Origin of the sequence: Flavobacterium humi, from assembly GCF_004745595.1 — a bacterium.
Lineage (GTDB): Bacteria > Bacteroidota > Bacteroidia > Flavobacteriales > Flavobacteriaceae > Flavobacterium > Flavobacterium humi.
Genome location: NZ_SRLH01000002.1, coordinates 509,650 through 533,040 on the forward strand (window position 1 = coordinate 509,650; position 23,391 = coordinate 533,040).

At 35.9% G+C, this 23,391-nt stretch carries 24 protein-coding genes, 2 tRNA genes and 1 pseudogene; 22 read left to right on the top strand and 5 right to left on the bottom strand.

Translation table 11 applies throughout. From position 1 onward, the window contains the following. Position 1 precedes the first annotated feature (1 nt). The 17 genes and pseudogenes from E4635_RS05195 (at position 2) to E4635_RS05270 (ending at position 17,104) form a co-directional block, all read left to right on the top strand. The gene (locus E4635_RS05195) at positions 2–439 is read left to right on the top strand and encodes a DoxX family protein (protein WP_135525557.1); all 438 of its coding nucleotides are present in this window, start codon (positions 2–4) and stop codon (positions 437–439) included. Beyond that, positions 423–1,553, top strand: a complete 1,131-nt coding sequence (gene chrA / locus E4635_RS05200) for a chromate efflux transporter (protein ID WP_135525558.1) — start codon at positions 423–425, stop codon at positions 1,551–1,553. The genes E4635_RS05195 and chrA overlap by 17 nt, the downstream gene beginning before the upstream one ends. A 716-nt stretch (positions 1,554–2,269) precedes the next feature. After that, positions 2,270–2,761: a DUF3347 domain-containing protein gene (locus tag E4635_RS05205; RefSeq protein WP_135525559.1), complete on the top strand. Its 492-nt coding sequence runs from the start codon at positions 2,270–2,272 to the stop codon at positions 2,759–2,761. A 7-nt stretch (positions 2,762–2,768) separates the two neighbouring features. Then, positions 2,769–3,245: a heavy metal-binding domain-containing protein gene (locus E4635_RS05210; RefSeq protein WP_135525560.1), complete on the top strand. Its 477-nt coding sequence runs from the start codon at positions 2,769–2,771 to the stop codon at positions 3,243–3,245. Between the two features lie 58 nt (positions 3,246–3,303). Then, positions 3,304–4,008 carry a DUF3347 domain-containing protein gene (locus E4635_RS05215; RefSeq protein ID WP_135525561.1) on the top strand — a complete coding sequence of 235 codons (705 nt, stop codon included), beginning with the start codon at positions 3,304–3,306 and terminating at the stop codon, positions 4,006–4,008. 1 nt (position 4,009) lies between these two features. Then, on the top strand, positions 4,010–4,480 hold the full coding sequence (locus E4635_RS05220) for a heme-binding domain-containing protein (RefSeq protein ID WP_135525562.1): 471 nt from the start codon (positions 4,010–4,012) through the stop codon (positions 4,478–4,480). A 4-nt stretch (positions 4,481–4,484) separates the two neighbouring features. Further along, a complete protein-coding gene (locus E4635_RS15880; protein ID WP_135525563.1) occupies positions 4,485–5,795 on the top strand; it encodes an efflux RND transporter permease subunit in 1,311 nt (436 codons plus the stop codon). Further along, entirely contained in the window at positions 5,782–7,716 is a 1,935-nt protein-coding gene (locus E4635_RS15885) for an efflux RND transporter permease subunit (RefSeq protein ID WP_135525564.1), read from the top strand. Before E4635_RS15880 ends, E4635_RS15885 begins: the two co-directional genes overlap by 14 nt. Before the next feature lie 4 nt (positions 7,717–7,720). Next, positions 7,721–8,950, top strand: coding sequence for a TolC family protein (locus E4635_RS05235; protein WP_246020694.1), 1,230 nt, complete (start codon positions 7,721–7,723; stop codon positions 8,948–8,950). Beyond that, positions 8,928–10,271 (top strand): efflux RND transporter periplasmic adaptor subunit, encoded by a 1,344-nt coding sequence (locus E4635_RS05240; protein WP_135525566.1) that lies wholly within the window; start codon positions 8,928–8,930, stop codon positions 10,269–10,271. The genes E4635_RS05235 and E4635_RS05240 overlap by 23 nt, the downstream gene beginning before the upstream one ends. A gap of 3 nt (positions 10,272–10,274) precedes the next feature. Then, the gene (locus tag E4635_RS05245; protein WP_135525567.1) at positions 10,275–11,489 is read left to right on the top strand and encodes an efflux RND transporter periplasmic adaptor subunit; all 1,215 of its coding nucleotides are present in this window, start codon (positions 10,275–10,277) and stop codon (positions 11,487–11,489) included. Between the two features lie 136 nt (positions 11,490–11,625). Further along, positions 11,626–12,300 (top strand): urease accessory protein UreH domain-containing protein, encoded by a 675-nt coding sequence (locus E4635_RS05250; protein WP_135525568.1) that lies wholly within the window; start codon positions 11,626–11,628, stop codon positions 12,298–12,300. Positions 12,301–12,317: 17 nt separating this feature from the next. Continuing rightward, positions 12,318–12,647 (top strand): annotated as a pseudogene (locus E4635_RS15825) (MerC domain-containing protein); the annotation flags it as partial. 48 nt (positions 12,648–12,695) lie between these two features. Next, the gene (locus E4635_RS15830; protein ID WP_246020701.1) at positions 12,696–12,917 is read left to right on the top strand and encodes a GDCCVxC domain-containing (seleno)protein; all 222 of its coding nucleotides are present in this window, start codon (positions 12,696–12,698) and stop codon (positions 12,915–12,917) included. Between the two features lie 781 nt (positions 12,918–13,698). Beyond that, positions 13,699–15,888 (top strand): TonB-dependent receptor, encoded by a 2,190-nt coding sequence (locus tag E4635_RS05260; protein ID WP_135525570.1) that lies wholly within the window; start codon positions 13,699–13,701, stop codon positions 15,886–15,888. Positions 15,889–16,015: 127 nt separating this feature from the next. Further along, a complete protein-coding gene (locus E4635_RS05265) occupies positions 16,016–16,273 on the top strand; it encodes a helix-turn-helix domain-containing protein (protein WP_135525571.1) in 258 nt (85 codons plus the stop codon). A gap of 588 nt (positions 16,274–16,861) precedes the next feature. Next, positions 16,862–17,104: a hypothetical protein gene (locus tag E4635_RS05270; protein WP_135525572.1), complete on the top strand. Its 243-nt coding sequence runs from the start codon at positions 16,862–16,864 to the stop codon at positions 17,102–17,104. 41 nt (positions 17,105–17,145) lie between these two features. Here the strand turns inward: E4635_RS05270 and E4635_RS05275 are convergent, their stop codons facing one another. Beyond that, on the bottom strand, positions 17,146–17,457 hold the full coding sequence (locus E4635_RS05275) for a DUF6922 domain-containing protein (protein WP_135525573.1): 312 nt from the start codon (positions 17,455–17,457) through the stop codon (positions 17,146–17,148). 46 nt (positions 17,458–17,503) lie between these two features. Further along, entirely contained in the window at positions 17,504–18,193 is a 690-nt protein-coding gene (locus E4635_RS05280; protein ID WP_135525574.1) for a nucleotidyl transferase AbiEii/AbiGii toxin family protein, read from the bottom strand. A gap of 222 nt (positions 18,194–18,415) precedes the next feature. On the opposite strand from E4635_RS05280, the gene mobA reads away from it, so the two are divergent. From mobA to E4635_RS05290, 3 genes are all read left to right on the top strand, one after another. Then, positions 18,416–18,847 (top strand): conjugal transfer protein MobA, encoded by a 432-nt coding sequence (gene mobA, locus E4635_RS05285; RefSeq protein WP_135525575.1) that lies wholly within the window; start codon positions 18,416–18,418, stop codon positions 18,845–18,847. Between the two features lie 152 nt (positions 18,848–18,999). Beyond that, on the top strand, positions 19,000–19,155 hold the full coding sequence (locus tag E4635_RS15715; protein ID WP_169630204.1) for a hypothetical protein: 156 nt from the start codon (positions 19,000–19,002) through the stop codon (positions 19,153–19,155). Next, positions 19,139–20,662, top strand: a complete 1,524-nt coding sequence (locus E4635_RS05290; protein ID WP_135525576.1) for a recombinase family protein — start codon at positions 19,139–19,141, stop codon at positions 20,660–20,662. The genes E4635_RS15715 and E4635_RS05290 overlap by 17 nt, the downstream gene beginning before the upstream one ends. On the opposite strand, the gene E4635_RS05295 is transcribed toward E4635_RS05290, so the two are convergent. The 3 genes from E4635_RS05295 to E4635_RS05305 all read right to left on the bottom strand — a co-directional run bounded on the left by E4635_RS05295 (position 20,653) and on the right by E4635_RS05305 (position 22,126). Continuing rightward, positions 20,653–20,727, bottom strand: a tRNA-Val gene (locus E4635_RS05295). The two genes, E4635_RS05290 and E4635_RS05295, sit on opposite strands and share 10 nt — an antisense overlap. 37 nt (positions 20,728–20,764) lie before the next feature. Beyond that, a tRNA-Val gene (locus E4635_RS05300) sits at positions 20,765–20,842 on the bottom strand. Between the two features lie 69 nt (positions 20,843–20,911). Beyond that, the gene (locus E4635_RS05305; protein ID WP_135525577.1) at positions 20,912–22,126 is read right to left on the bottom strand and encodes a bifunctional folylpolyglutamate synthase/dihydrofolate synthase; all 1,215 of its coding nucleotides are present in this window, start codon (positions 22,124–22,126) and stop codon (positions 20,912–20,914) included. A gap of 141 nt (positions 22,127–22,267) precedes the next feature. On the opposite strand from E4635_RS05305, the gene E4635_RS05310 reads away from it, so the two are divergent. Both E4635_RS05310 and E4635_RS05315 read left to right on the top strand, forming a co-directional pair. Next, complete coding sequence (locus E4635_RS05310) at positions 22,268–22,975, top strand: MotA/TolQ/ExbB proton channel family protein (RefSeq protein WP_135525578.1); 708 nt, start codon at positions 22,268–22,270, stop codon at positions 22,973–22,975. After that, the gene (locus E4635_RS05315; protein WP_135525579.1) at positions 22,962–23,360 is read left to right on the top strand and encodes an ExbD/TolR family protein; all 399 of its coding nucleotides are present in this window, start codon (positions 22,962–22,964) and stop codon (positions 23,358–23,360) included. Before E4635_RS05310 ends, E4635_RS05315 begins: the two co-directional genes overlap by 14 nt. Positions 23,361–23,391 lie beyond the last annotated feature (31 nt).

Genomic DNA, 23,391 nt, shown 5'->3' on the forward strand with positions numbered 1-23,391 from the left:
TATGTTGCGAAAACTAATAAATTCAGATAATTCAAAAACAACTATTTTAGTTCGCTTAATAGTTGGAGCAGTATTTTTTTCAGAAGGAATACAAAAGTTTTTATTTCCTGATACTTTAGGAGCAGGAAGATTTGCTAAAATTGGTTTACCATCACCTGAATTTTTAGGCAGCTTTGTTGGTTTTTTTGAAATTCTTTGCGGAGCATTAATCCTAATTGGGCTTTTTACTCGTTTAGCAAGCATTCCAATTATTATAATTATGATTGTTGCAATCGCAACAACAAAAGCAGAAGTTTTAAAAAACGATGGCTTTTGGGAAATGCTTCACGGTAGCAGAACTGATTGGGCAATGTTGCTTGGAGGAATCCTTCTTTTGATTGAAGGTGCAGGAAAGTGGTCATTTGATAAGAAAATTAGTCAAAATGGAGGAGAAAAATAATTTAAAAGAAATAGCAAAATTATTTTTGAAACTTGGTATTATTGGTTTTGGCGGTCCAGCAGTCCATATTGCAATGATGCAAGATGAAGTAGTCGTCAAAAAAAAGTGGCTGACTGAACAACATTTTCTTGATTTAATTGGAGCGACTAATTTAATTCCCGGTCCAAATAGTACCGAAATGGCTATTCATATTGGACATGAAAAAGCAGGTTGGAAAGGTTTAATTATAGCAGGGATTTGTTTTATTTTTCCTGCTGTAATCATTACTGGATTTTTTGCTTGGTTATATAAAGAGTATGGACAAATTCCAGAAATAAAACCTTTTTTATATGGAATAAAACCTGCTATTATTGCCATTATACTTTCCGCAATTTTTCCATTGGCAAAAAAATCTATAAAAACAATTCAATTAGGTATTATTGGATGCGTTGTTTTGTTGCTTTCACTTCTAAATTATAACGAAATAATTTTAATGTTTGGTGCAGGAATAATTGCATTAATCATTTATTATTTAAAAGAAAATGCCAATAAAGGTCTAAATACTTTTATTCCACTAACACTTTTTCAAGTTTCAAATAATAATTTAATTTCTCCAACAAACTTAAATTTATTTCTGATTTTCCTAAAAATTGGCGCAATTTTATACGGAAGCGGGTATGTGCTTTTCGCTTTTCTTGATGCAGAATTAGTTTCAACTGGGCTTTTGTCAAGAACACAATTAATTGATGCAATAGCAGTCGGGCAATTTACACCCGGTCCTGTTTTTTCGTCTGTGACTTTTATTGGCTATCAAATTAACGGGCTTTCAGGAGCAATAATTTCAACTATTGCGATTTTTTTACCGTCATTTATTTTTGTAGCATTATTAAATCCATTGGTAAAAAAAATGCGAAATTCAGTATTGTTTTCGGGTTTTTTAGACGCTGTAAATGTCGCTTCAATTGCAATTATTGTTTCTATTTGTTTTGAAATGGGAAAAGAGACCATTACTGATTGGCGAACTATTTTAATTGCATTAATAAGTATTATAATAACATTCAAATATAAAAAAATAAATAGTGCTTTTATAGTTTTAGGAGGTTCATTAGTAGGATATATTTTGACTTTAATTTAGATTTAAAAAGTTCAAACTAGTTCCAATTGTCAATTGTAGTCGTTCTAAACGCAAAATAATGAAATTTAATAATGCTTTATAAATTTCCAATATCTCTCCTAACCGAGCCATTTTAGTTGTAAGAATGGTTTTAACATATATTTTGTTAAAATTCAAAATAATCTAACTAATTTTGACATATTATTCCTTTCACATGAAAAGATTTCACATCATATTAATTGTTATGCTTGGCTTATTCCTAACGCCAACCATAACTTTTGCTTGTGAGAAAGTTGTTGTAAATCATTCATGCACAAAAGAAACTTCTAAAACTCAGAAGGATGATTGTTGTTGCAAAACGAATCATTCAAAAAACAAGAATCACGATGGTTGTGGGGGAAAATGCGGGCATTCTATGTGTGGATGCGGCTCAGTATGTAATGGCGGGGTTACCTTTTTAAATGAACTGGAATTCAAAAGCAATTCCCTTAATTTTTATTCTGAAAAACAAAAATTTTATAGTTCCCAAACCTTTATTTCTTCTGGTTTCCATTCACTTTGGCTTATACCTAAAATAGGCTGAATTCCACTTTTGACAGCCATTAGTGTGTCAAATCTAAAAGCATAATCTGCTTGCAATTATTTTATTTTCCCGTTAATATCAATTACAAAAACAGGGCTTTGTCATGCCGTCTTTTTTGTCATTGTTTAACAAATCTTATCTAAAAAAACACAAAATGAAATCATTTAAAAAAATAATGATGACAATAACCCTATTGTTATCAGTTGTGGTATCCAATGCCCAAACTAAAGATCAACTCAAACCGGTTTTCGATAATTATTTTTTATTGAAAGATGCCTTGGTAAAAACAGATGGAAAAACTGCTGCTTCAGCTTCAAAAGATCTATGGACAGCAATAGCTTCTGTAAAAATGGATGCTTTAAAAACAGAAGAACATATGGTTTGGATGAAAGCATCAAAAGATTTAACCACTGAAGCTAAAAATATTTCAGAAACTCAGGACATTAAAAAGCAGCGAGAACTTTTTAATCCATTATCTAAAAACATGTATGCATTGATAAAAACTTCAAAACCCTCAGAAGTTGTTTATTATCAGCACTGCCCTATGCAAGATGCCAATTGGCTAAGCAAAGAAAACACAATTAAAAATCCTTACTATGGCTCACAGATGCTGGGTTGTGGTAAAACTTTAGAAATAATTAAATAGAAAAAAGATGAAAGCAATACTTATCATATTAAGTGCATTTTTTGCATTTAATTTAACCGTAACAGCACAAACAGCTGCAAAAAATGAGGAGCAAAAAATAGTTTATATCTGCCCTTCACATCCTGACCAGATGAACTCAAGTTCTGGATTATGTCCAAAATGTGGAATGAAATTGACAAAAACCACTGAGAAAATAGATACTCATGCTCAAAAAGGAAGTCAGCCTATGAGTAAAACGGTGACAAAATATGTTTGTCCTATGGACGGTTCAACTTCTGATAAACCAGGGGATTGCTCTAAATGCGCTATGAAGATGGTAAAAGTTACCGAAAAAGTAGATACGCATGCTCAAAAAGGAAGCCAACCTATGAGTAAAACCGTCACAAAATATGTTTGCGCAGAGGACGGATCGACTTCTAACCAACCCGGTATATGTCCAAAATGTGGAATGGCAATGACTAAAAAAGAAGATGGTAAGCAATAAGAATCTAATGACGAAAAATGTTGTCAATGACCGTAATAAACAATTTAAAATTAAATAAATGAAAAATATAATTCTTTCAACCATAATGATGGCATTTGTAATGGTTTCATGCAATCAAAAAAACAAAAAAACTGTTGCAGCTGATCCAAAAACAACTCAAACGGATTCACAATTATATGCCTGTTCGATGCACCCTGAAATTACCGGTAAAAAAGGCGATAAATGCTCCAAGTGTGGAATGGAACTGACAGAGCAGGTTCCGCAAACTGAAGCAATCCATAAACGTGATGCTGCTGCCAATGAAGAAACTGCAAAATCAGCAACTCAATCTAATTCTTCCATAAATGAAATAGTAAGCAACTATCTTCAAATGAAAAATGCGTTAGTTAAAGATGACTCAAAAGGTGCCGCAAATGCAGGTAAAAAATTATTCGTAACTTTAAATAAGATAAATCTGAGTTTAATAGATGTGAAATTAAAGACTGAATACATTGACATTGCTGATGACGCCAAAGAGCATGCCGAGCACATTGGTGATAATAGCGGAAAAATAGAGCATCAAAGAGAGCATTTTGTAATGCTCAGTAAGGATGTGAACGATTTAATACAACTATTTGGAACAACCCAAAAACTATATCAGGATTACTGCCCTATGGCAAACGATGGTAAAGGAGCGGTATGGATTAGTGAAATAAAAGAGATCAAAAATCCTTATTATGGATCAAAAATGAGTAACTGCGGATCAATAAAAAAAACATTCTAAAATGAAACAACTCATCAGAAAGATTCTTTTTATTGGATTAATTATTTTTTTACTGATGCAATTCTATCAGCCTGTCCGAAATTCCGATTACGGGCAGGTTTTACCAATCCATATTTCTAAAGTCTATCACATCCCCAAAAATGTTGAATCAATTTTGCAGACTTCCTGTTATGACTGCCATAGCAATAACACACAATATCCGTGGTATTCTTACATTCAGCCGATACGTCTTTTCATGGAAAGCCATATTACTAAGGGAAAGAATGATTTGAATTTTAGTGAGTGGGGAAATTATTCCAAAAGAAAACAGGAAAATAAACTAGACAGAATTGTAAAACAAATCAAGACAGACGAAATGCCTTTACCCTCTTATACTCTAATCCATAAAAATGCAGTATTGACCGCTGCCCAAAAAGAACAAATGATCAAGTGGACTCAGAAAGTAAGCGATAGTATTTCAAAAATAAATTAAACCTATGGTACACAAATTAATAGAATGGTCTCTGAAAAACCGTTTCATCGTTTTGCTATTATCTGCAGGAATATTTGTATGGGGTATCCTCTCTATACAAAAGAATCCTATCGATGCAATTCCTGATTTATCAGAAAACCAGGTTATTGTTTTTACAGAGTGGATGGGTCGGGCACCACAGCTCGTTGAGGACCAGATTACCTATCCTTTGGTAACCAACCTTCAGGGATTACCGAAGATTAAATATGTACGCGCCGCTTCTATGTTTGGGATGAGTTTCATTTATGTCATTTTTGAAGATGATGTTGATATCTACTGGGCAAGGTCAAGAGTCCTGGAAAGACTCAGTACCATCAGTAGTACTTTACCCAAAGGAGCTACACCACAGTTAGGTCCTGATGGAACAGGTGTTGGCCACATACTCTGGTATACCCTTGATGCCCCCGGTATGGATCTGGGAGAACAAAGGGCATTACAGGACTGGTATGTGAAATTTGCTTTGCAGAATGTTTCCGGAGTAAGTGAGATTGCCTCTTTTGGAGGATTTCAAAAAGAATATCAAATTACTATTAATCCCAATAAACTGTTATATTATAAACTGTCTGTTCCGGAAGTAATCAATGCCGTTCGAGCCAATAATAATGAAAGTGGCGGAAGAAAATTTGACATGAGTGATATTGGTTATATTATTAAGACTTCCGGTTATCTAAAATCCATTAAAGAAATTGAAGATATTCCGCTAAAAAACCAAAATGGTATTCCAATTAAAGTCAGTGATATAGGCAGCGTTCAAATGAGCGGAGAAACCAGACTGGGAATTTTTGATCACAACGGCACCGGTGAGGTTGTTGGTGGTATAGTCGTTATGCGTTATGGTGAAAATGCCGACGCCGTGATTGATCATGTCAAAGAAAAAATGAAGGAAATAACAAAAGGACTTCCTGAGGGAGTAAAATTTAATATTGTTTACGACCGGGGACATCTGATAAAAGAATCTATTGATTCGGTAAAACGCACCTTAATTGAAGAGATGCTCGTCGTATCGCTTATCGTTATTATTTTCCTTTTCCACTGGCGCAGTGCCCTGAGTATTATCATTCAAATTCCCATAACCATTGCAGCGAGTTTTATCCTACTCAATGCTTTTGGTATATCCTCCAATATCATGTCATTAACAGGTATTGCTCTAGCTATAGGGGTTATAGTGGATAATGGAATTATTATGAGTGAGAACGCTTATCAGCATTTATCACAGCGATACTCCCAATGGCAGTCTGAACAAAAAAATGAAACAAACCAAGATGAAAAGAATTAAAAACATACTGCGTAAAAAACCACAGTGGATCTCGGATAAGGAAAGACTCGAAGTAATTGAAAAAAGCAGCAAGCAGGTTTCTCGTGGTGTATTCTTTGCTACGATAATTATAATTACCTCATTTCTTCCCGTGTTCATGCTTAGTGGTCAGGAAGGAAAATTATTCCATCCTTTGGCTTATACCAAAACATTCATACTGATTGTGGATGCTTTACTGGTCCTTACACTGGCTCCGGTACTGATTTCTTTTTTTATGAAAGGAAAATTCAGACCTACAGACGCACATCCTGTGAATCGTTTTTTGGAAAGAGGTTATGAACCTATCATCAGATGGGTACTCAAATGGAGAAAAACTACTCTGACAGTCAACATTCTGGCACTATTGATTTCAATTCCCTTATTGATGCGGCTCGGAACAGAGTTCATGCCTCCATTAGATGAACAGAGTATTTTATTTATGCCCGTTACCCTGCCTGATGTATCCAATGGAGAAATCAAACGTATTTTGCAGGTACAGGATAAAATAATCAAATCAGTACCCGAAGTAGAAAGTGTTTTGGGTAAGGCAGGACGAGCCAGTACAGCTACAGATAATTCCCCAATGAGCATGATTGAAACCATTATTATGCTAAAACCAAAATCGCAGTGGCGCAAAGGAATTGATAAAAAAGACATTATTAAGGAACTCGATACCAAACTGCAGATCCCAGGTGTCGTAAACGGCTGGACACAACCCATTATCAACCGTATTAACATGCTGGCAACAGGAATTCGTACCGATGTAGGAATTAAGGTTTACGGGCAAAATCTCGATACTATTGCACGCGTATCAGAAAGAGTGAAAATGGCTTTGGAAGGAACACCCGGAGTATCTGATTTATTTGTGGATCCTATTACCGGCGGTAAGTATCTTGATGTTGATGTCAATCGCCCAGAATTGGCGAGATATGGATTAACCGTTGATGATGTAAATCAAACCGTGGAATTTGCTTTAGGCGGTGCATCCATCGGGAATACTGTTGAGGGACGAAGACGTTTTTCAATAAGTGTGCGTTTGGCTCAGGATTATAGAAATAGTGTAGAGCGGATCAAACACATTCCTTTACAGTCCCCCGTTTTTGGAGAAGTTCCCCTATCAGCCGTGGCTGATATTAAATTTGTAGACGGTCCTCCAATGATCAGTTCAGAAAATGCATTATTGCGCGGAGCAGTTATGTTCAATATACGGGATCGCGATATGGGTGGGACGGTAGCCGAAGCAATGAATAAACTGGAAAAAGCAAAAAACATATTGCCAGAGGGCTATTTTATAGAATGGAGCGGCCAATATGAAAATTTAATAAGCGGTGAGAAAACGCTCAAACTTATCGCTCCAATTGTGCTGCTGATCATTTTCTTTTCCCTGTATTTTGCTTTTCATTCCTTGCGCGAAGCTTTTTTAAGCTTAATTACAGTCCCATTTGCCTTAATCGGTGGGGCTTACATTATCTATTTCTGGGATGTTAATTTATCGGTTGCCGTTGCTGTCGGGTTTATTGCCCTATTTGGAATAGCTGTGGAAACCGGGATTGTGATGGTTATTTATCTCAACGATGCTATGGACCAGTTAATCAAAGTAAAAGGGAATTCACGCGAAACCATTACCCAAAATGACCTGAAGGAATATGTAGTACACGGCGCTGCAAAACGACTGCGCCCAAAACTAATGACAGTCTGCGTTTCATTATTTGGACTGGTTCCTGTTCTATGGTCAAATGGCGTTGGAATGGATGTAATGAAACCGATTGTATTGCCTATGATTGGCGGCGTATTTACCTCTGCCATACATATCCTGCTGGTAACCCCTCTTATTTTTTTAATGTCCAAAGAATATGAATTACGAAAATATGGAAAACTTGAAGTACATGAAACGAAACATTAAAGTATTGGCAATAGTATTGCTTTTACTGCCAATACAGCTTTTTAGCCAAAGTAAACAGGTGTTATCGCTGGATACCATCTTGCAGCGGATTGACAAAAAAAATATACTCTTACAAAGCTATGGACTTAAAGCAGAAAGCTATAAATACAGTGCAGATGCAGCAACGGCATGGATGGCACCAATGGTGGGGGTCGGTACCTTTATGACACCATACCCATTTCAGGAAGTAATGGACGACCGTGATAAAGGTTCGCTGATGTTCAGGGTTGAACAGGATATTCCTAACTTCTCGAAACTAAATAAGAAAAAAAAGTATATCCAATCTCAGGGAGACATTGAAAACGCTACCAGAGTTGTAACTCTTAATGATTTTAAAGCGCAGGCAAAACGATTGTACTTTAGCTGGATGATTGCCGAGCAGCGCATCAGGGTTTTGGATCAGAATGAAAAGATAATGGGTACCATGAAAAAGATTGAAGAAGTAAGATATCCATATAATCAATCGCAATTGGGCAATGTCTATAAAATTGATGCCAGAATCGAAGAAAACAAAAATATGATCCGAATGCAGGAAGGCGAAATCGCAAAAGCAAGAGCATGGCTAAGCAGTTTGATGAATGAGCCGGGGAATGCCGATTTTTCTATAGATACCAATTACACTCCTGTTTTTAACCCTGCATTACATGATACTACAAGCCTTGCAGCTGTTCGTGGAGATATTAAAAAAATGGATGCCGGGATTGAATCGATGCAACGCAATATTGCAGTGATGAAGGCAGAAAAAAATCCTGCCTTTAAAATCCAGTTTGACCATATGAATGCTTTTGATAAAATGATGCCCAAAGCCTATTCGGTAATGGCAATGATGTCCATTCCAATTGCTCCGTGGTCATCAAAAATGTATAAATCGGATGTAAAAGCGATGCAGTATAATCTGCAGGCGATGGAAAAAGAAAAGTCTGCAATGCTACAGGAAACTCAGGGAATGTTATATGGTATGCAGTACGAAATACAAACGATGCAGAAAAGAATTGAGGGACTCGAGACAAAAATAATTCCTTCCATGCAAAAATCACTGGATGTAAATTTCTTAAATTATCAAGAAAACAAGCTGCAGATTCCTGTGGTAATAGATTCCTGGGAAGCTTTAAATATGTTACAGAATGACCTTTTGGACGAAAAATTAAAACTATATCAAATGATTGTCGATTATGAAAAAGAACTATATCGCTAAATTATGCGCCTTTATATTTGTTTGTGTATTTTTATTTGTTTCCTGCAATAAAACTGCTGATCATAAAAATAAAGTATCACACGAAAAGCATAATTTAAACCAGAAATACACCTGTCCCATGCACCCACAAGTGGTGCTGGATAAACCGGGTAATTGCCCTATTTGCGGGATGGAATTAGTACCCAAGCACACCCCTGGTACCGAAACAACTATAAATAGTGATCTTAAACATCTTTTGAAACCTGTAAATGAGCAGGTAGTTTCCAATGTATCAACCATAAAACCTGAGTCAGGCACGAAAATATTTTCTGTACAGGTACAAGGAAACATTACTTATGATACCCGTGATCAGACCAGTATTGCCAGTCGGATAAGCGGAAGAGTGGAGCGTTTATTGATAAAGTACAATTATCAGCCCATAAAAAAAGGACAGTTAATTATGGAGATTTATTCCCCTGATTTAGCTGCAGCACAAAGAGAACTATTGTTTATTTATCAGTCTGACAAAAATGATAATATGATGCAAAAAGCAAAAGAAAGACTGCAGTTATTAGGCATGCAACAGGGACAAATTCAACAAATATTAAATACTGGCAAAATTTTGTACCGTATTCCTGTTTACAGCAATGCCAATGGATATATTTTAGACAAATCAATAGCTGGTAACACATCTGTAGCAAATGTAAGTATTCCAGCTTCAGCAAGTACCAATGATGGTATGGGAAGCATGGGTTCGGGCAGCAGCACACCATCAAGTAGTAATAATGTATCCACAGCTTCTGCGTCGCCTGTACTACTCAGAGAAGGTCAGTATGTAGGTGCCGGCGAGTCACTTTTTACAATTTACACTAACAAAAGTCTTATTGCCGAGTTCGCTTTAGATCCCTCGGTATCATCCCAGATAAAAAAGGGACAAAAACTGGTTTTCCATGAATCTTCAGATAAACAAAAAGTATATACAGGTACCATTGGACTCATTCAGCCTGTTTTTAATGCGGGAAGCAATTTTACCCAGGTAAGAGTTTATTTAAATAGCAATCAATTTCAAATAGGAAAATTAGTTACAGCTACTATCCCAATTGCCAATAAGGGATGGTGGGTTCCTCAAAGTGCCGTGCTCAACTTAGGAAATAAGTCTGTTATCTTTAAAAAGGAGCAGGATGTGTTTATTCCCAAAGAAATTAAAGCAAAAATTACAACCAGTGGTATGGTGCTCATTGAAGAAGATATCAGTGATTGGGAAATTGCCGGTAATGCGTCATATATGGTGGACAGTGAAAGTTTTATCAAAACAGCTTCAGAAAATAAATCAAAAAGATAAGCCATGAAGAAGAAACAAATTTTATTAATTATTTTCTTGGCAGTAGCGGTTATTCCAATTCTATTTACAGCATGTACTAAGAAGGCAGAAACAAAAGTTACCCAGGAGAAAGTTCAAACGTATACCTGTCCCATGCATCCACAGATTGTGAAAAATGGACCAGGCACTTGTCCAATTTGCTCAATGGACTTAGTACCTTTTGAAAAAAATAATGCACAGGACTTTTTGATCTTGGGAGCAAGTCAGCGGGCATTAGCCAATTTAAATACTATGAAAGTTGGCGAGAATGAATTTTCACATTCCTCCCGACTCAATGGACGTTTGGTAACAAACCCTGAGCAAACGGTTTATGTATCGAGCCGGGTTGCAGGAAGAATTGAAGTATTGTATGTAAAAGAAACCGGGGTGCCTATCCGAAAAGGAGAGCCTTTATATAAGATATATTCCGAACAGCTCTCTTCGTTGCAGCAGGAATATCTGATTGCTACTGCTCAAGTGAGCAGTTTTCCGGAGGATAAACGCTTTTATCAAATGAAAAATGCGGCAAGGCAAAAGCTATTATTGTATGGACAATCAGAAGCACAGCTGAGCGATTTAGTAAAAAAACAAAAAGTATCTCCTTATGTAACTTACTTTGCTCCCAATTCAGGTATCATTGCAGAACTTTCCGTAACAGAAGGACAATATGTAGCAGAAGGCAGCTCTATTATGAAACTGGAAGATTATGATCGTTTATGGGTAGAAGCAGATGTATATCCATCTGATGCAGACAAAATTAGAACAGGGCAAAAGGTACAGGTAATTGTTTCAGGATATGAAGACCAGCCACAAACAATGACTGTTGATTTTATAAACCCTGCACTTCAAACCAGCAAGCAGATAATGCAGCTGCGTGGTACCATTTCTAATCCCAATAACCAATGGCAGGCAGGTTTGCAAGCGATTGTTTTACTGCCTTTTTCCGGGCAAAAATATATATTGGCCTTACCGGTAGATGCTGTAATCAGAGATGGAAATGGTTCACATGTATGGGTTGAGATTGAAAAAGGAAAATACCAGCCAAGAATGGTGTCCCTTGGAGCGGAGACATTTGATGAGGTAGAAATTACTGGTGGTTTAAAAAACGGCGAAACTGTTGTGGTTTCTGGTGCCTATCTTTTATACAGTGAGTTTATTTTAAAGAAAGGTAAAAATCCAATGTCAGGAATGAAAATGTAATTATTTCAAAGAGTTTGTTTAGATATTCTAATGAAATTAATAGCTATTGCAGCAATTTTTGTTTTACTTTATATGAGAAAATTCAAGAACACTATATTATTGTTGTCGCAGCAATGATTGGTCTATTTCTGAAAACATGGTTCAAATATTAATAGCAAGTTTATTATTGAGCATCATTCATGCTTCTATCCCTAATCATTGGTTACCTTTGATTGCTATTGGGAAAACAGAAAAATGGACGCAAGGCGAAATAATGAGGGCAACACTCATCACAGGGTTTGCTCATACACTCAGCACAGTCCTTATAGGAATTATTGTGGGATTTTTTGGTTACAAATTATCCTCTTCTTATGAGATAATATCAGGAATTATTGCGCCTTCTATTTTGATAGTACTTGGTATCATTTATCTTGTTCTTGACTTATCAGATAAAGAAGGATTTGAGCATAACCATCATCATGATGAATTTCTTCACAAATCTGTCAAGGAAGATTTTTATCCTCTAAAACTTGTTCAAAAGAAAAAGACAAAATGGTCTTTACTCGCTTCAATGAGCATTGGGATGTTTTTTACACCTTGTGCTGAAATAGAAGCGTATTATTTTCAAGCAAGTACAATTGGCTGGGCTGGAATATGGATTGTATCGGCAGTTTATACTTTTGTAACAATTGGTGGAATGCTGTTGTTAGTATATCTTGGGATGCACGGTGCAAAACATCTTGAATCACATTATATGGAACATCACGAAAAAAGAATTACGGGAATAGTTTTAATAGCTATAGGACTACTCACTTATTTTGTCAAATTTTAAAAATTATTTATTTAAAAATGAAATTACTAAACTATATAGATAAATTAGGTACGATTGGGATTTTCTTTACAGCACTATTCTCTCCCTGTTGCTTCCCCCTTTTTGCATTTGGAGCCTCAGCTCTTGGATTGGGCAGTTTTGAATTATTTGGAGGATGGACCATGTGGATATTTCTGGTAATGGTGCTAATCTCACTTACAGGATTAATTATTTCATATCGCAAACATCGCTTCATATACCCTTTATTGCTTGCTATACCAAGTGTCGTATTAATTTTATACAGCTATTTTTATGATAACAACCTCTATTTTATTTATTCGGGAATGTTCGGATTGTTAATTGCGACAGGAGTAAATTATTATAGGAATAGATCAAACGGAAGCTGTGATACGTGCATTAGTTATAATGGAAAAGAGGTAGAATTAAAATCGACTATTACTTGTCCAAATTGTGGATATAAAAAAGCGGAAATCATGCCAACAGATGCATGTGCATTTTTCTATGAATGTGAAAACTGTAAAACAAGATTACGACCATTGGAAGGTGATTGCTGTGTTTATTGTAGTTACGGAACTGTAAAATGCCCACCAATACAGGCAGGAGATAAGTGTTGTTAAAAAATTAAAATCGATTTAAAAGTATAAACACTACTAATAGAATCTATTGGGAGAATGTCTACGACACCAAACAACCAAATGAAGTAAGCTGGACTCAGGAAAAACCCGAAACTTCGTTACAATTAATCCGTAATTACCCCCTGCAAAAGATAAGTTGATATCAGCTTGAAGGTAATTTATTACTCTTGAGTACCTCGGGTTTTCTGATCTATCTTAAGTAATATTTAAATGATTGAAGTGTATTGGGTATATTTGTAAAAAAGCAAATTTTAATATTAGATTTGTATTTTAATTTTTTGATTATATTTTGTCGATGAAGTCATATTTCAAAATAATCATTTTCACTCTTATTTCGTGTTGCTATGTCAACACTGTATTTGAATTTTCAGATAATGAAGAAAAGTTGAATTTTGAAAAGGAAAGTCATTGTTACACTTATCAGGAAATTTTAAAATTAGACTTCTCTCAAACTACAACACAAAATATAGTAGACGCTGTTGAATCTAATTTTCAACCTCAAATTGCCTTTTACCCTGTGGTTATTTCTAAAATAACTACAAATAATTACCAGAATAAATTCTCTCAGCCTCCGCAGAAGCGTTATATTCTTTACGCGTCATTATTAATTTGATTTAATTATTCAGGAACTCTTTTGTTGCCAAATTCTTGTGCGACAAAAGGATCTATTGCTATAATTTAAAATCAAAATAAAACATTAGAGAGAACTTTTCTATATCCCTATGACTAATTTCATTGGAGTACTTTTAAAATAAACTTATAAATGAAAAACATAACAAAAAATAAACATAAAATTCTATTCCTATTATTCTTTCTTTTAAATCTAAATTTAATTTTTGCACAGAACACTTTAAAGGCAAATATCAAAAATGAGAAAACAAAAGAAGCAATTGCAAATGTTTCCGTATTTCTAGAGGGAACTAATAGCAGTTCTGCATCCGATGAAAAAGGACTTGTAGTAATCGAAAATATTCCAAGCGGAAAGCAAACTATTGTTTTTAATTCTATTGGTTATCGCAAAAAAGAGAAAACTATTGTATTTCCTCAAAATGACACTATAGAAATATTTTTAGAGCCAACATCGGAAGAACTCGAAGAAGTAAAGATTACTTCAACAACCAGAAGCAGCAGGACCATCCAAAATATTCCTACCCGAATTGAGACTATTGCAGCGGGAGAATTAGATGAAAAATCTTCCATGCAACCCGGTAATATTAAAATGTTACTCACCGAGAGTACAGGTATTCAAACCCAGCAAACATCTCAAGTTTCTGGAAGTGCAAGTATCCGTATTCAGGGCTTGGATGGAAAATATACACAGCTTTTGCAAGACGGATTCCCTTTGTATTCGGGTTTTGCAAGCGGTTTGAGCATTTTACAGATCCCACCACTCAATTTAAAACGTGTAGAAGTTATCAAAGGCTCCACATCCACGCTATACGGTGGTGGAGCAATTGCAGGATTAATAAACCTGATAACAAAAGAACCAACCGAGAAAAGAGAAATTTCGTTTTTAGCCAATATCAATCAAACACAGGCATTGGATTTAAGCGGTTTTTATGCAGAAAGATATGGAAAATCAGGACTTACAATGTATGTTTCTCGCAATTCCCAAAATGCTTATGATGTGAATAATGACGGCTTTTCAGATATACCAAAATTTGACAGATATACCATAAACCCTAAGTTTTTCTATTATCCGAATGAAAAAACAATCTTTAGTTTAGGTGTAAATGCAGGATTTGAGAAACGATTAGGGGGTGATATGCTAGTGATTGGCAACAATACAGATGCTACACATACTTTTTTTGAGCGAAACAATAGCAACCGATATTCAACACAGTTAAAGTTTGAAAAGACCTTTGATAATAAAAATATATTGACCATTAAAAATAGTATTGGGTATTTTAACCGAAAAATAGAAAAGCAAGCATATAATTTTGAGGGACAGCAAATAGCTACTTTTACAGAAGCAAATTATCTGATTCCAAACGAAAAATCAGAATGGAACTTGGGAGCAAATTTAGTTTCGGACAACTTCAAACAAATGAATTTAACAGCTAACAAGTTAGATTATTACAATGCTGCATTTGGTATTTTTGCTCAAAACAATCTGAACATCAGTGAAAAATTTATTTTAGAAAGTGGTTTACGCTTAGACATTACAAACAGAAGCGATATTTTTGTCCTGCCTCGCTTGTCATTATTGTATAAAATCAATGAAAAATTATCTTCAAGATTTGGCGGTGGTTTAGGTTATAAATCACCAACCATTTTTTCAGAAGAAACTGAAGAAAAATCATTTCAAAATATAGACCCGCTTGATTTTTCAAAAGTGAGTTCTGAAAAATCATATGGATTAAATGGAGATGTTAATTATAAAACTATCCTTTTTGATGAAGTCAGTTTTGCCATAAATCAAATGTTCTTTTACACCATTATCAAAAATCCGTTAGTTATTAACCCTGTTCCATTTTCTACACATTACGCCTTTGAAAATGCCAACGGAAACATTCAAACCAAAGGATTTGAAACAAACATAAAACTTCGCTTTGAAGATATTTCCTGTTACATTGGTTACACTTACATCGACGCGCAGAGAGATTTTGATAATAATTCAACCATCAATCCATTAACGGCAAAACATAGGATAAATGCTAATTTGATGTATGAATGGGAAGAAAAATTACGAATCGCTTACGAAGTTTTTTATGTTGGAAATCAATATTTGACAACTAATGAAAAAGTTAGGGACTATTGGGTCATGGGTGTTTCAGGAGAATACAGGTTTAAGCATTTTAGTGTATTTTTAAATCTTGAAAACTTTTTGGACAATCGTCAATCGAAATGGGAAAATATGTATTCAGGGACAATTCAAAATCCACAATTTAGGGAAGTCTATACACCAACAGACGGATTTATACTGAATGGTGGATTTAAGATTCAAATATAAAGAGGCCAAATGAAAACAAAAATAACCACATATCTCGATAAATCGTTTCCAACACATTTCCTTTCGTGAATTAAACCTCTTCGAACTATATAATTTTGTATTACAACAATCTAAAAATTATATTATTATGGTAATCGATCTTATCACCCGTGAAGATTTAAACGAATTCAGAAATCTTCTTTTGAATGATTTAAAACAACTCATTAAACCTCAATCACAACAGGGAAAGCAGTGGCTAAAATCTTATGAAGTCCGAAAAATGCTGAATATTTCTGCCGGCACTTTGCAAAATTTACGGATAAATGGCACGCTCGCTTTTACTAAAATTGGTGGTCTTATGTTTTACAAATATTCAGACATTGAAAAAATTCTGAATGGTAAATAGTAACTAATTAAAAAACGACTTTGGAGTTTTTTACTGCCCCCTGCAAGGGCAAGTGGTTTTGAGCTGCGGAAAGTATTTCAAGCAGCTCAAAACACAACTTGCAGTTGTCCCGCGACAACTTTTTAGGAATGGATTTAAGTGAAAAGGGTTGATACCCTTTTTTTCTTTTTGTAATGGTAGAGGTAATGTTATTTAAACCATTTTTAAGAACAGGAATTATCGGAATTCGATTCGATAATTAAGAATGCGAATAAATTTCGGCAGCCTTGAAGGCTGCCCGCCGATGTCCCTTATATCTGAAAAGAATCCTATTGCAGTTAGCGTGTTTCAGTGATATTAATAAATAAGAGAGTATAGATTTCGGGAATGGTAGTTTGTGCATTCATGCATTCATGCATTCACGTCTGTACGTTTGCACGCTTTCATGTTTGCACACTTTCATGTTTGTATGCTTTCATGCTTTTACGTTTGCATGTTTTCACGTTTGCATGTTTGTACGCTTGCATGTTTTCATGTATGCTAATCTGCACGCCTGTAGTCATATAATCACTCACTACAAAAAAAGTAAATTTTCAAGCATAATTGTACATGAGATTTAGCCTGCTCAAACCCCAAAAAATATATTATTCCAAAAGAAAACAGAAAAACCGGAAAAAAGAAAAAGAAAGCCATTTTACAGGACGGGATGCAGTCAGGCCAAAAGGAATCGGAATAAGTCCCGAAGGGTGGATTGCGAGGTACGAGCAAGACATTATGCCGAAGTCTTTTTGCCAGACTGAGAACAGCCCGTCATACCTTCGTTTTCTTTTTTATTTCTTTGGAAAAATATAAAGTAAAAAGAAATTCGTGTTTAATAAATTTAAGGGGCAGGATTAAATCCAGTGATACGGTTTGTCTTTACGGTTCAAATAGCAGTACATGTCTTCTCTTTTGAGTTCGGGAAAGAATTTAAGGGCATTTTCAATGGCATAGTTGGGAAGAAAGGAAATCTCGTCACGAACAGCTGTAATTACTTTTTCACGACCATAAAAACGGACGATTTCGTCAATTTGATCATGACCTCCACGCTCAATAATACGGGCAATTACCATTTTATATCCTCCATCCCAGTCAATACTGTCGAATCTAAAATCCCAGAAGAATTTAGGGTGAAGATTAGGTATATGTTTAACTGATGCTTTCATTGTTTTTCAATAAGGTTAGTATCAAATATAAGCAATTTCTGCTGAATTACCTGCGAAAACCTTTCTTTTTGTTGGGGTTAATCGGTAAATCTTGTCTTTCTGATTTAAATTTATACAAAGGATTTTTTACTGCCAGTTCCAACCGTTTTTGAATGTTTTTCCAGTTCTGCTCTTTTTCTTTTAGCACATCTACGCCTTCAAAGGTGGTAATCTTGTCATATGTATTTAGACCTATTGAAGCCCAATACGGGTCTTTATCATATTTTCTCTGATAGGCTTGAAGATAGAACTTTAAGGGTTCTTGTTCAAGCATAAAGTACATATCGACAAAATCCTTGTATCTGTTACCGCTCTGATGAATTGCGTGGAGTTTCATTGCTCCAATATCTTCATTGGAAATCATGCGGACTCCTTCAACTGTTTCCACAGAATTCAGAAGAGGGTAATCATGGGTAACAATATCGACTTTTATATCATCGATGTAGGTAAGAACGGTATTTGGGAAGAACTGGCTTTCCTCTTCATTTACACCGTAAGTATTATGCAGATATTTGAGTATCATCTGCGAATCAAAATTTTTTGTCGTAAAAAGATCTATATCCACCGATAAGCGGTGTCCTAATCGTAGGGCTAGCGCCGTACCTCCGACCAGTACATGTTCTTTCAATTTTTCATCTTTCATAAGTCTTTGGAGGAGTTCCCACATCTCTTGGGTAACTGTTTCTTTGTAGAGCATAATTTCATGTTTTTCAGAAAATTAATCCTGAAAAAGGCATGCTCTTTTGGAGTGTCCTCTGATGGCTCTATTTGACAGTGGATGTCCAATACTAAAGGTTTAAGGCAGTGTTAGGAAACAAATAAGCCAAATGCTTCCAAGCGCTTCCAAGCACTTCCAAATTGGAGTGTAAGTGCCGATTATAAAATATATTGGGTTTTAAATAATACGAAAAATGGACTCATGGAAAGTGAAGAAAAAAAGAACCCGCATAAAGGAGGCAGGCCAACCAAGATTGATCCCGCTGTCCACCGTTATTCCATCAGTCTTACTGAGGAAGAAAATGCCCGCTTCCTGACTCTTTTTGAGACTTCAGGGATGCATGTAATGGCGCACTTTATTACAGCGTGCGTTTTTCAAAAAGGGATAAAAACAGTAAAGATCGATAAAGCTACAATAGATTATTACATGCGCCTGACCTCTTTTTATAGCCAGTTTAGGGCTGTCGGGGTAAATTACAATCAGGTTGTCAAGATTCTATATCAAAAGTTTTCCGAAAAAAAAGCTTCAGCATATCTGTACAAACTGGAAAAACAGACAATTGAATTAGTTGTTTTATCTAAAAAGATAATACAGCTTACAGAGGAATTTGAATTAAAGCATCTTAAAAAATAAATATTTCCAGTGCTTTAAACTTTTAACTAAGCCAAATGCAGTCAGCTTGTTCCATAAAAAGCAAAAAAAAGAGGAAATGCTTAATTGTATTTTAAATTCGTTTTGATACTATGAGAAACGCGTTATCTTAATTAAGTTTAATAATATTTGATATGGAAAAGTTAAAGGATGAACAGTTTGAAAATGATGACATTATATCAAAAAATTATGAAGATTTAGAAAGGGAAAAAGAACAAAAATTCGTAAATTTCATGATTGAAATTATGGTGTCATTAACATTAAAAGAATTATATGAAGAGGGCGATTAGATATTTAAGGTTTAGCCAGTTGGGGCAAAGCAACGGCTCTATTGAAAGACAGGAATTATATACTGATCAATACTTACAGTATAATAATATACAATTGGTAGATACCTTTATCGACAGAGGGAAAAGTGCGAAGACTTTTGATCGTCCGGATTTTATAAAACTGCAGACATTTATAGCGAAACATTATAAATCTGTAGATTATCTCCTTGTAGATCAGCTTGACCGTTTCAGCAGGGATGCGGGCGAGGCCATGAATATGGTAAAGCAGTTCCAGAAAAAATATAGTATTCAGATTATCAGTGTAACTGAAGGGATCGTTTTTGATTATGACACACCGGGAAGCTTTTTCAGGGCAGGGTTACAATTACTGCTTGCTGAAGAGGATAATATCAATAGGAGTATAAAAGTGCGTGGCGGGCTTTATACTGCCCGTGCTAAAGAAGGTCGTTTCCTTACCCGAGAAAAACCTTTCGGCTACACTAAGGTTGGAGAAGGAAAACAGCGACATCTTGAAGTAAATGAAATAGAAGCCAAAGTGGTAAGAAATATTTATGATATGTTCCTACGTGATGTACCATTATATAAAATCAAAGAAATCGCGTATGGAACAGGATTTGACAGGAAAGGCAACATGGCCATTGACCGCGTGCTGGCAAATCCTGTTTATGCAGGACTTGTCAGAGTTGAACCTTTCAAGGATCTGCCGGGAGGTCTTTTTCCTGCTATTCATGAACCGATAGTTGATAAGACTACATGGACAATGGTACAATCCAAAATGAAGAAGGTCGATAAGGTAAAAGTAACTGTAGACGAAGAAATACCGTTGAGAGGTGTTGTAAAATGCCACTGTGGAACTCCTTTGACAGGTGCTCCTTCTCGTGGTAAATCTGGAAAATATTTTTACTATTATAAATGTAAGCATTCGAAGCATAACAACATAAGTGCTGTAAAAGCACATGAGCAGTTTTTAAATGCCTGCAATCTCATGAGCGTTCCTGAAAGGAAAATTAAGGAAATAAGGGCTGGATCTTACGCTTCAATTGAACAGGAAGTAAAAGCAAACAAGAAAAAAGTAGCAGACAAAAGGCATGAACTTGACGAAGTACAGCAGAGATTAAACAAGGTAGAAGAAAAATGGTTTAAAGATGAAATAAATAAAGACACTTACGAAAGATGGTATTCTACCTATAGTGATCATATCTTAACACTTACTGCATCAATAGAAAGATTCAGTACAAATCAAGGTAAAGCTTTTGAGGTTCTAGATAACAACTTGGATTTAATGGGTGATATCAGGCATGTTTATACAAAATTAGATGTTTTGCAAAAACGTCAATTTGTAAACATGGTGTTCGATGGCAACTTGTACTACCAAGATGGTATATATCGAACACCTACAATGATGGAGATATTTTCTCATAATGCCAGTAAAATGGAGGAAAAGGGATATCTTATATATCAAAAAAAGAGGGATAACATTTCTGTTATCCCTCACAGTGGGCGATGAGGGGTTCGAACCCCCGACCCCCTCGGTGTAAACGAGGTGCTCTGAACCAGCTGAGCTAATCGCCCGATAATTCTTGGTATTATCAGTATGTTTTGATAAAAGTGGTGGGCGATGAGGGGTTCGAACCCCCGACCCCCTCGGTGTAAACGAGGTGCTCTGAACCAGCTGAGCTAATCGCCCTTTTATCAATTGATGTTTCCATCAATCAGGGTGCAAATATAAAGGTATTTTTCACTTCTGCAAAATTATTTACACAATTTCTGCAACAACAAATGTACTTCCTCCTATATAAATAAAGTCTTTTGGGGCTGCTTTTTGCAATGCATGACTATAAGCTTCTGAAACAGAATCAAATACTTTTCCATCCAAACCAAACTCCATCGCTTTCTGCTGTAAAATTTTTGCCTCCAATCCGCGTGGAACATTCGGTTTACAGAAGTAATAAAAGGCATTTTTAGGGAATAATGGCAATATATCGTCCAGGTCTTTGTCGTTTACGACACCCAAAACGACATGCAATTGCTTAAATTCTTCCTTTTGGATCTGGTCGAGCACTATTTTCAGTCCATGGCTGTTGTGTGCCGTATCGCAGATCACTTTCGGGTCCGAATGGATTTGCTGCCAGCGCCCCAATAAACCGGTATTACTGACCACATTGAGCAAACCTCTTTTCAGGTGTTCTTCAGAAATGTTGAAATAATCCCTCAAAACCGCTACAGTCTGCGCTACAGCCTTCTTATTGTGTTTTTGGTAATTCCCTAACAGAGCACTTGGATATTCTTCGGTAATCAAATCGGAAGCAAAATAAATATCCGACTGGCATTCCGATGCTTTTTCCAGGAAAACTTTTTTTGTCTGATCCGTATATTCACCAATAACCACTGGGATGCCCGGTTTGATAATGCCAGCCTTTTCGAAAGCGATGGCTTCCAGCGTATCTCCCAAAAACTGGGTATGGTCAAATCCGATATTCGTTATGACAGAAACCAAGGGCGTAATAACATTGGTAGAATCCAGCCTGCCTCCCATGCCAACTTCGATTACAGCTACATCAATAGCTGCTGCCGCAAAATAATCAAAAGCAAGTCCGACGGTCATTTCGAAAAAACTCAATTGGTTCTTTTCAAAAAAAGACTTATTATCGGCCATGAAATCAACAATAAAACCTTCCGGGATTTTGGCATTGTTAATTTTGATACGTTCCCTGAAATCCTTTAAATGCGGAGAAGTATACAATCCTACTTTATACCCGGCTTCCTGCAAAACCGAAGCAATCATGGAAGAAGTAGAACCTTTGCCGTTGGTTCCGGCCACATGGATGGTCCTAATTTTCTTTTCAGGATGGCCCAAATGGCTGGTTAACAAAACCGTATTGGTCAAATCTTTCTTATATGCGGACGCGCCTTGCTGCTGGTACATAGGCAGCTGGGCAAACATCCAATCTAATGTCTGTTGGTAATTCATGGCAATCCCTTCTATCGAAAAATTATGTTGCGTACAAAATAATTTGGCGTTTTTTTAGTTTATTATAGTATAGAAATTTATCTTTAGTGCAAAATTGAGATAATTTTTTTTAATATAAATAAAGTACTTAAGATATAATATATGATTGGATTTTTTTTACAAGCCCAAAATGATACGATTACACAGGCAGCAGGTGCCGTAGTCCAAAACGTTGCGACAAATACCGAAATTTCTGTTTTAGGTTTTATTATGAAAGGTGGGATTTTCTTAATCCCTATTTCCCTGCTGTTGTTTTATACGATTTATGTCATTATCGAACGTTTCATTTACCTTAAGAAACACACAAAATACGATACGCATTTAATGAAAGACCTCAGGATCCACCTGAATTCAGGGAATATTGCCCTGGCTATCGCGACTGCTGAAAAAGACACTACCGCTTCGGGAAATGTAATTAAGGAAGGGGTTCACACCATTGGAAGGCCTATTGCCGAAATCGAATCGAATATGGAAAAGGTAGCCAATATCGAAATCGGGCAGATGGAAAGGCGCCTGGGCCATTTGGGACTCATCGCCGGTATTGCACCAACATTAGGTTTTATTGGAACCATTGGCGGTGTAATTAAAATTTTCTACAGCATTTCCATCACCGAAAATATCAGTATCGGAAACATTTCCGGCGGATTATATGAAAAAATGATCAGTAGTGGTGCCGGGTTATTGGTAGGTATCATCGCATATTCGGCTTACCATTTGTTCAATGGTGTAATTGACAGTTTTTCGCTGAACATCCAACGCCATGTATTAGAATTTGTTAATATCATTCAAAGACCAAATGCCTCAAATTAAGCGAAATAAACGATTCCATGCGGAAATTGCTACGTCATCTTTGAGTGACATCATGTTCTTTTTGCTTTTGTTTTTCCTGATCATTTCCACATTGGCAAACCCGAATGTAATCAAAATGACGCTGCCGAAAGCCAAAAACAACGAAAAGACAAATAAGCAAAACATTACGCTTTCCGTTACGGAAGACAAGAAATTCTATTTGGACAAACAGGAAGTGGCCTTTGACCAGCTCGAATCGACCCTTTTAACCAAAATGGCAGGCGCGAAAGACCAGGCGGTTGTGGTCCGTATCCCGTACAATCTTCAGGTGCAGGATTTAGTGGATGTACTCCAAATAGGTGTTCGGAACAATTTAAAATTCGTAATCGCCACCAGCGCGAAATAAATCATAATCAGGAGTCAATCCTGTTTTCTGA

Coding starts and splice junctions, on each gene's coding strand:
- E4635_RS05305 (WP_135525577.1), bottom strand. CDS start 22,126: ATGAATTACCAACAGACATTAGATTGGATGTTTGCCCAGCTGCCTATG.
- chrA (WP_135525558.1), top strand. CDS start 423: ATGGAGGAGAAAAATAATTTAAAAGAAATAGCAAAATTATTTTTGAAA.
- E4635_RS15885 (WP_135525564.1), top strand. CDS start 5,782: ATGAAAAGAATTAAAAACATACTGCGTAAAAAACCACAGTGGATCTCG.
- E4635_RS05315 (WP_135525579.1), top strand. CDS start 22,962: ATGCCTCAAATTAAGCGAAATAAACGATTCCATGCGGAAATTGCTACG.
- E4635_RS05275 (WP_135525573.1), bottom strand. CDS start 17,457: ATGAAAGCATCAGTTAAACATATACCTAATCTTCACCCTAAATTCTTC.
- E4635_RS15880 (WP_135525563.1), top strand. CDS start 4,485: ATGGTACACAAATTAATAGAATGGTCTCTGAAAAACCGTTTCATCGTT.
- E4635_RS05260 (WP_135525570.1), top strand. CDS start 13,699: ATGAAAAACATAACAAAAAATAAACATAAAATTCTATTCCTATTATTC.
- E4635_RS05195 (WP_135525557.1), top strand. CDS start 2: ATGTTGCGAAAACTAATAAATTCAGATAATTCAAAAACAACTATTTTA.
- E4635_RS15715 (WP_169630204.1), top strand. CDS start 19,000: ATGGAAAAGTTAAAGGATGAACAGTTTGAAAATGATGACATTATATCA.
- E4635_RS05270 (WP_135525572.1), top strand. CDS start 16,862: ATGAGATTTAGCCTGCTCAAACCCCAAAAAATATATTATTCCAAAAGA.
- E4635_RS05265 (WP_135525571.1), top strand. CDS start 16,016: ATGGTAATCGATCTTATCACCCGTGAAGATTTAAACGAATTCAGAAAT.
- E4635_RS05310 (WP_135525578.1), top strand. CDS start 22,268: ATGATTGGATTTTTTTTACAAGCCCAAAATGATACGATTACACAGGCA.
- E4635_RS05240 (WP_135525566.1), top strand. CDS start 8,928: ATGAAAAAGAACTATATCGCTAAATTATGCGCCTTTATATTTGTTTGT.
- E4635_RS05245 (WP_135525567.1), top strand. CDS start 10,275: ATGAAGAAGAAACAAATTTTATTAATTATTTTCTTGGCAGTAGCGGTT.
- E4635_RS05250 (WP_135525568.1), top strand. CDS start 11,626: ATGGTTCAAATATTAATAGCAAGTTTATTATTGAGCATCATTCATGCT.
- E4635_RS05290 (WP_135525576.1), top strand. CDS start 19,139: ATGAAGAGGGCGATTAGATATTTAAGGTTTAGCCAGTTGGGGCAAAGC.
- mobA (WP_135525575.1), top strand. CDS start 18,416: ATGGAAAGTGAAGAAAAAAAGAACCCGCATAAAGGAGGCAGGCCAACC.
- E4635_RS05215 (WP_135525561.1), top strand. CDS start 3,304: ATGAAAAATATAATTCTTTCAACCATAATGATGGCATTTGTAATGGTT.
- E4635_RS05220 (WP_135525562.1), top strand. CDS start 4,010: ATGAAACAACTCATCAGAAAGATTCTTTTTATTGGATTAATTATTTTT.
- E4635_RS05280 (WP_135525574.1), bottom strand. CDS start 18,193: ATGCTCTACAAAGAAACAGTTACCCAAGAGATGTGGGAACTCCTCCAA.
- E4635_RS05210 (WP_135525560.1), top strand. CDS start 2,769: ATGAAAGCAATACTTATCATATTAAGTGCATTTTTTGCATTTAATTTA.
- E4635_RS05205 (WP_135525559.1), top strand. CDS start 2,270: ATGAAATCATTTAAAAAAATAATGATGACAATAACCCTATTGTTATCA.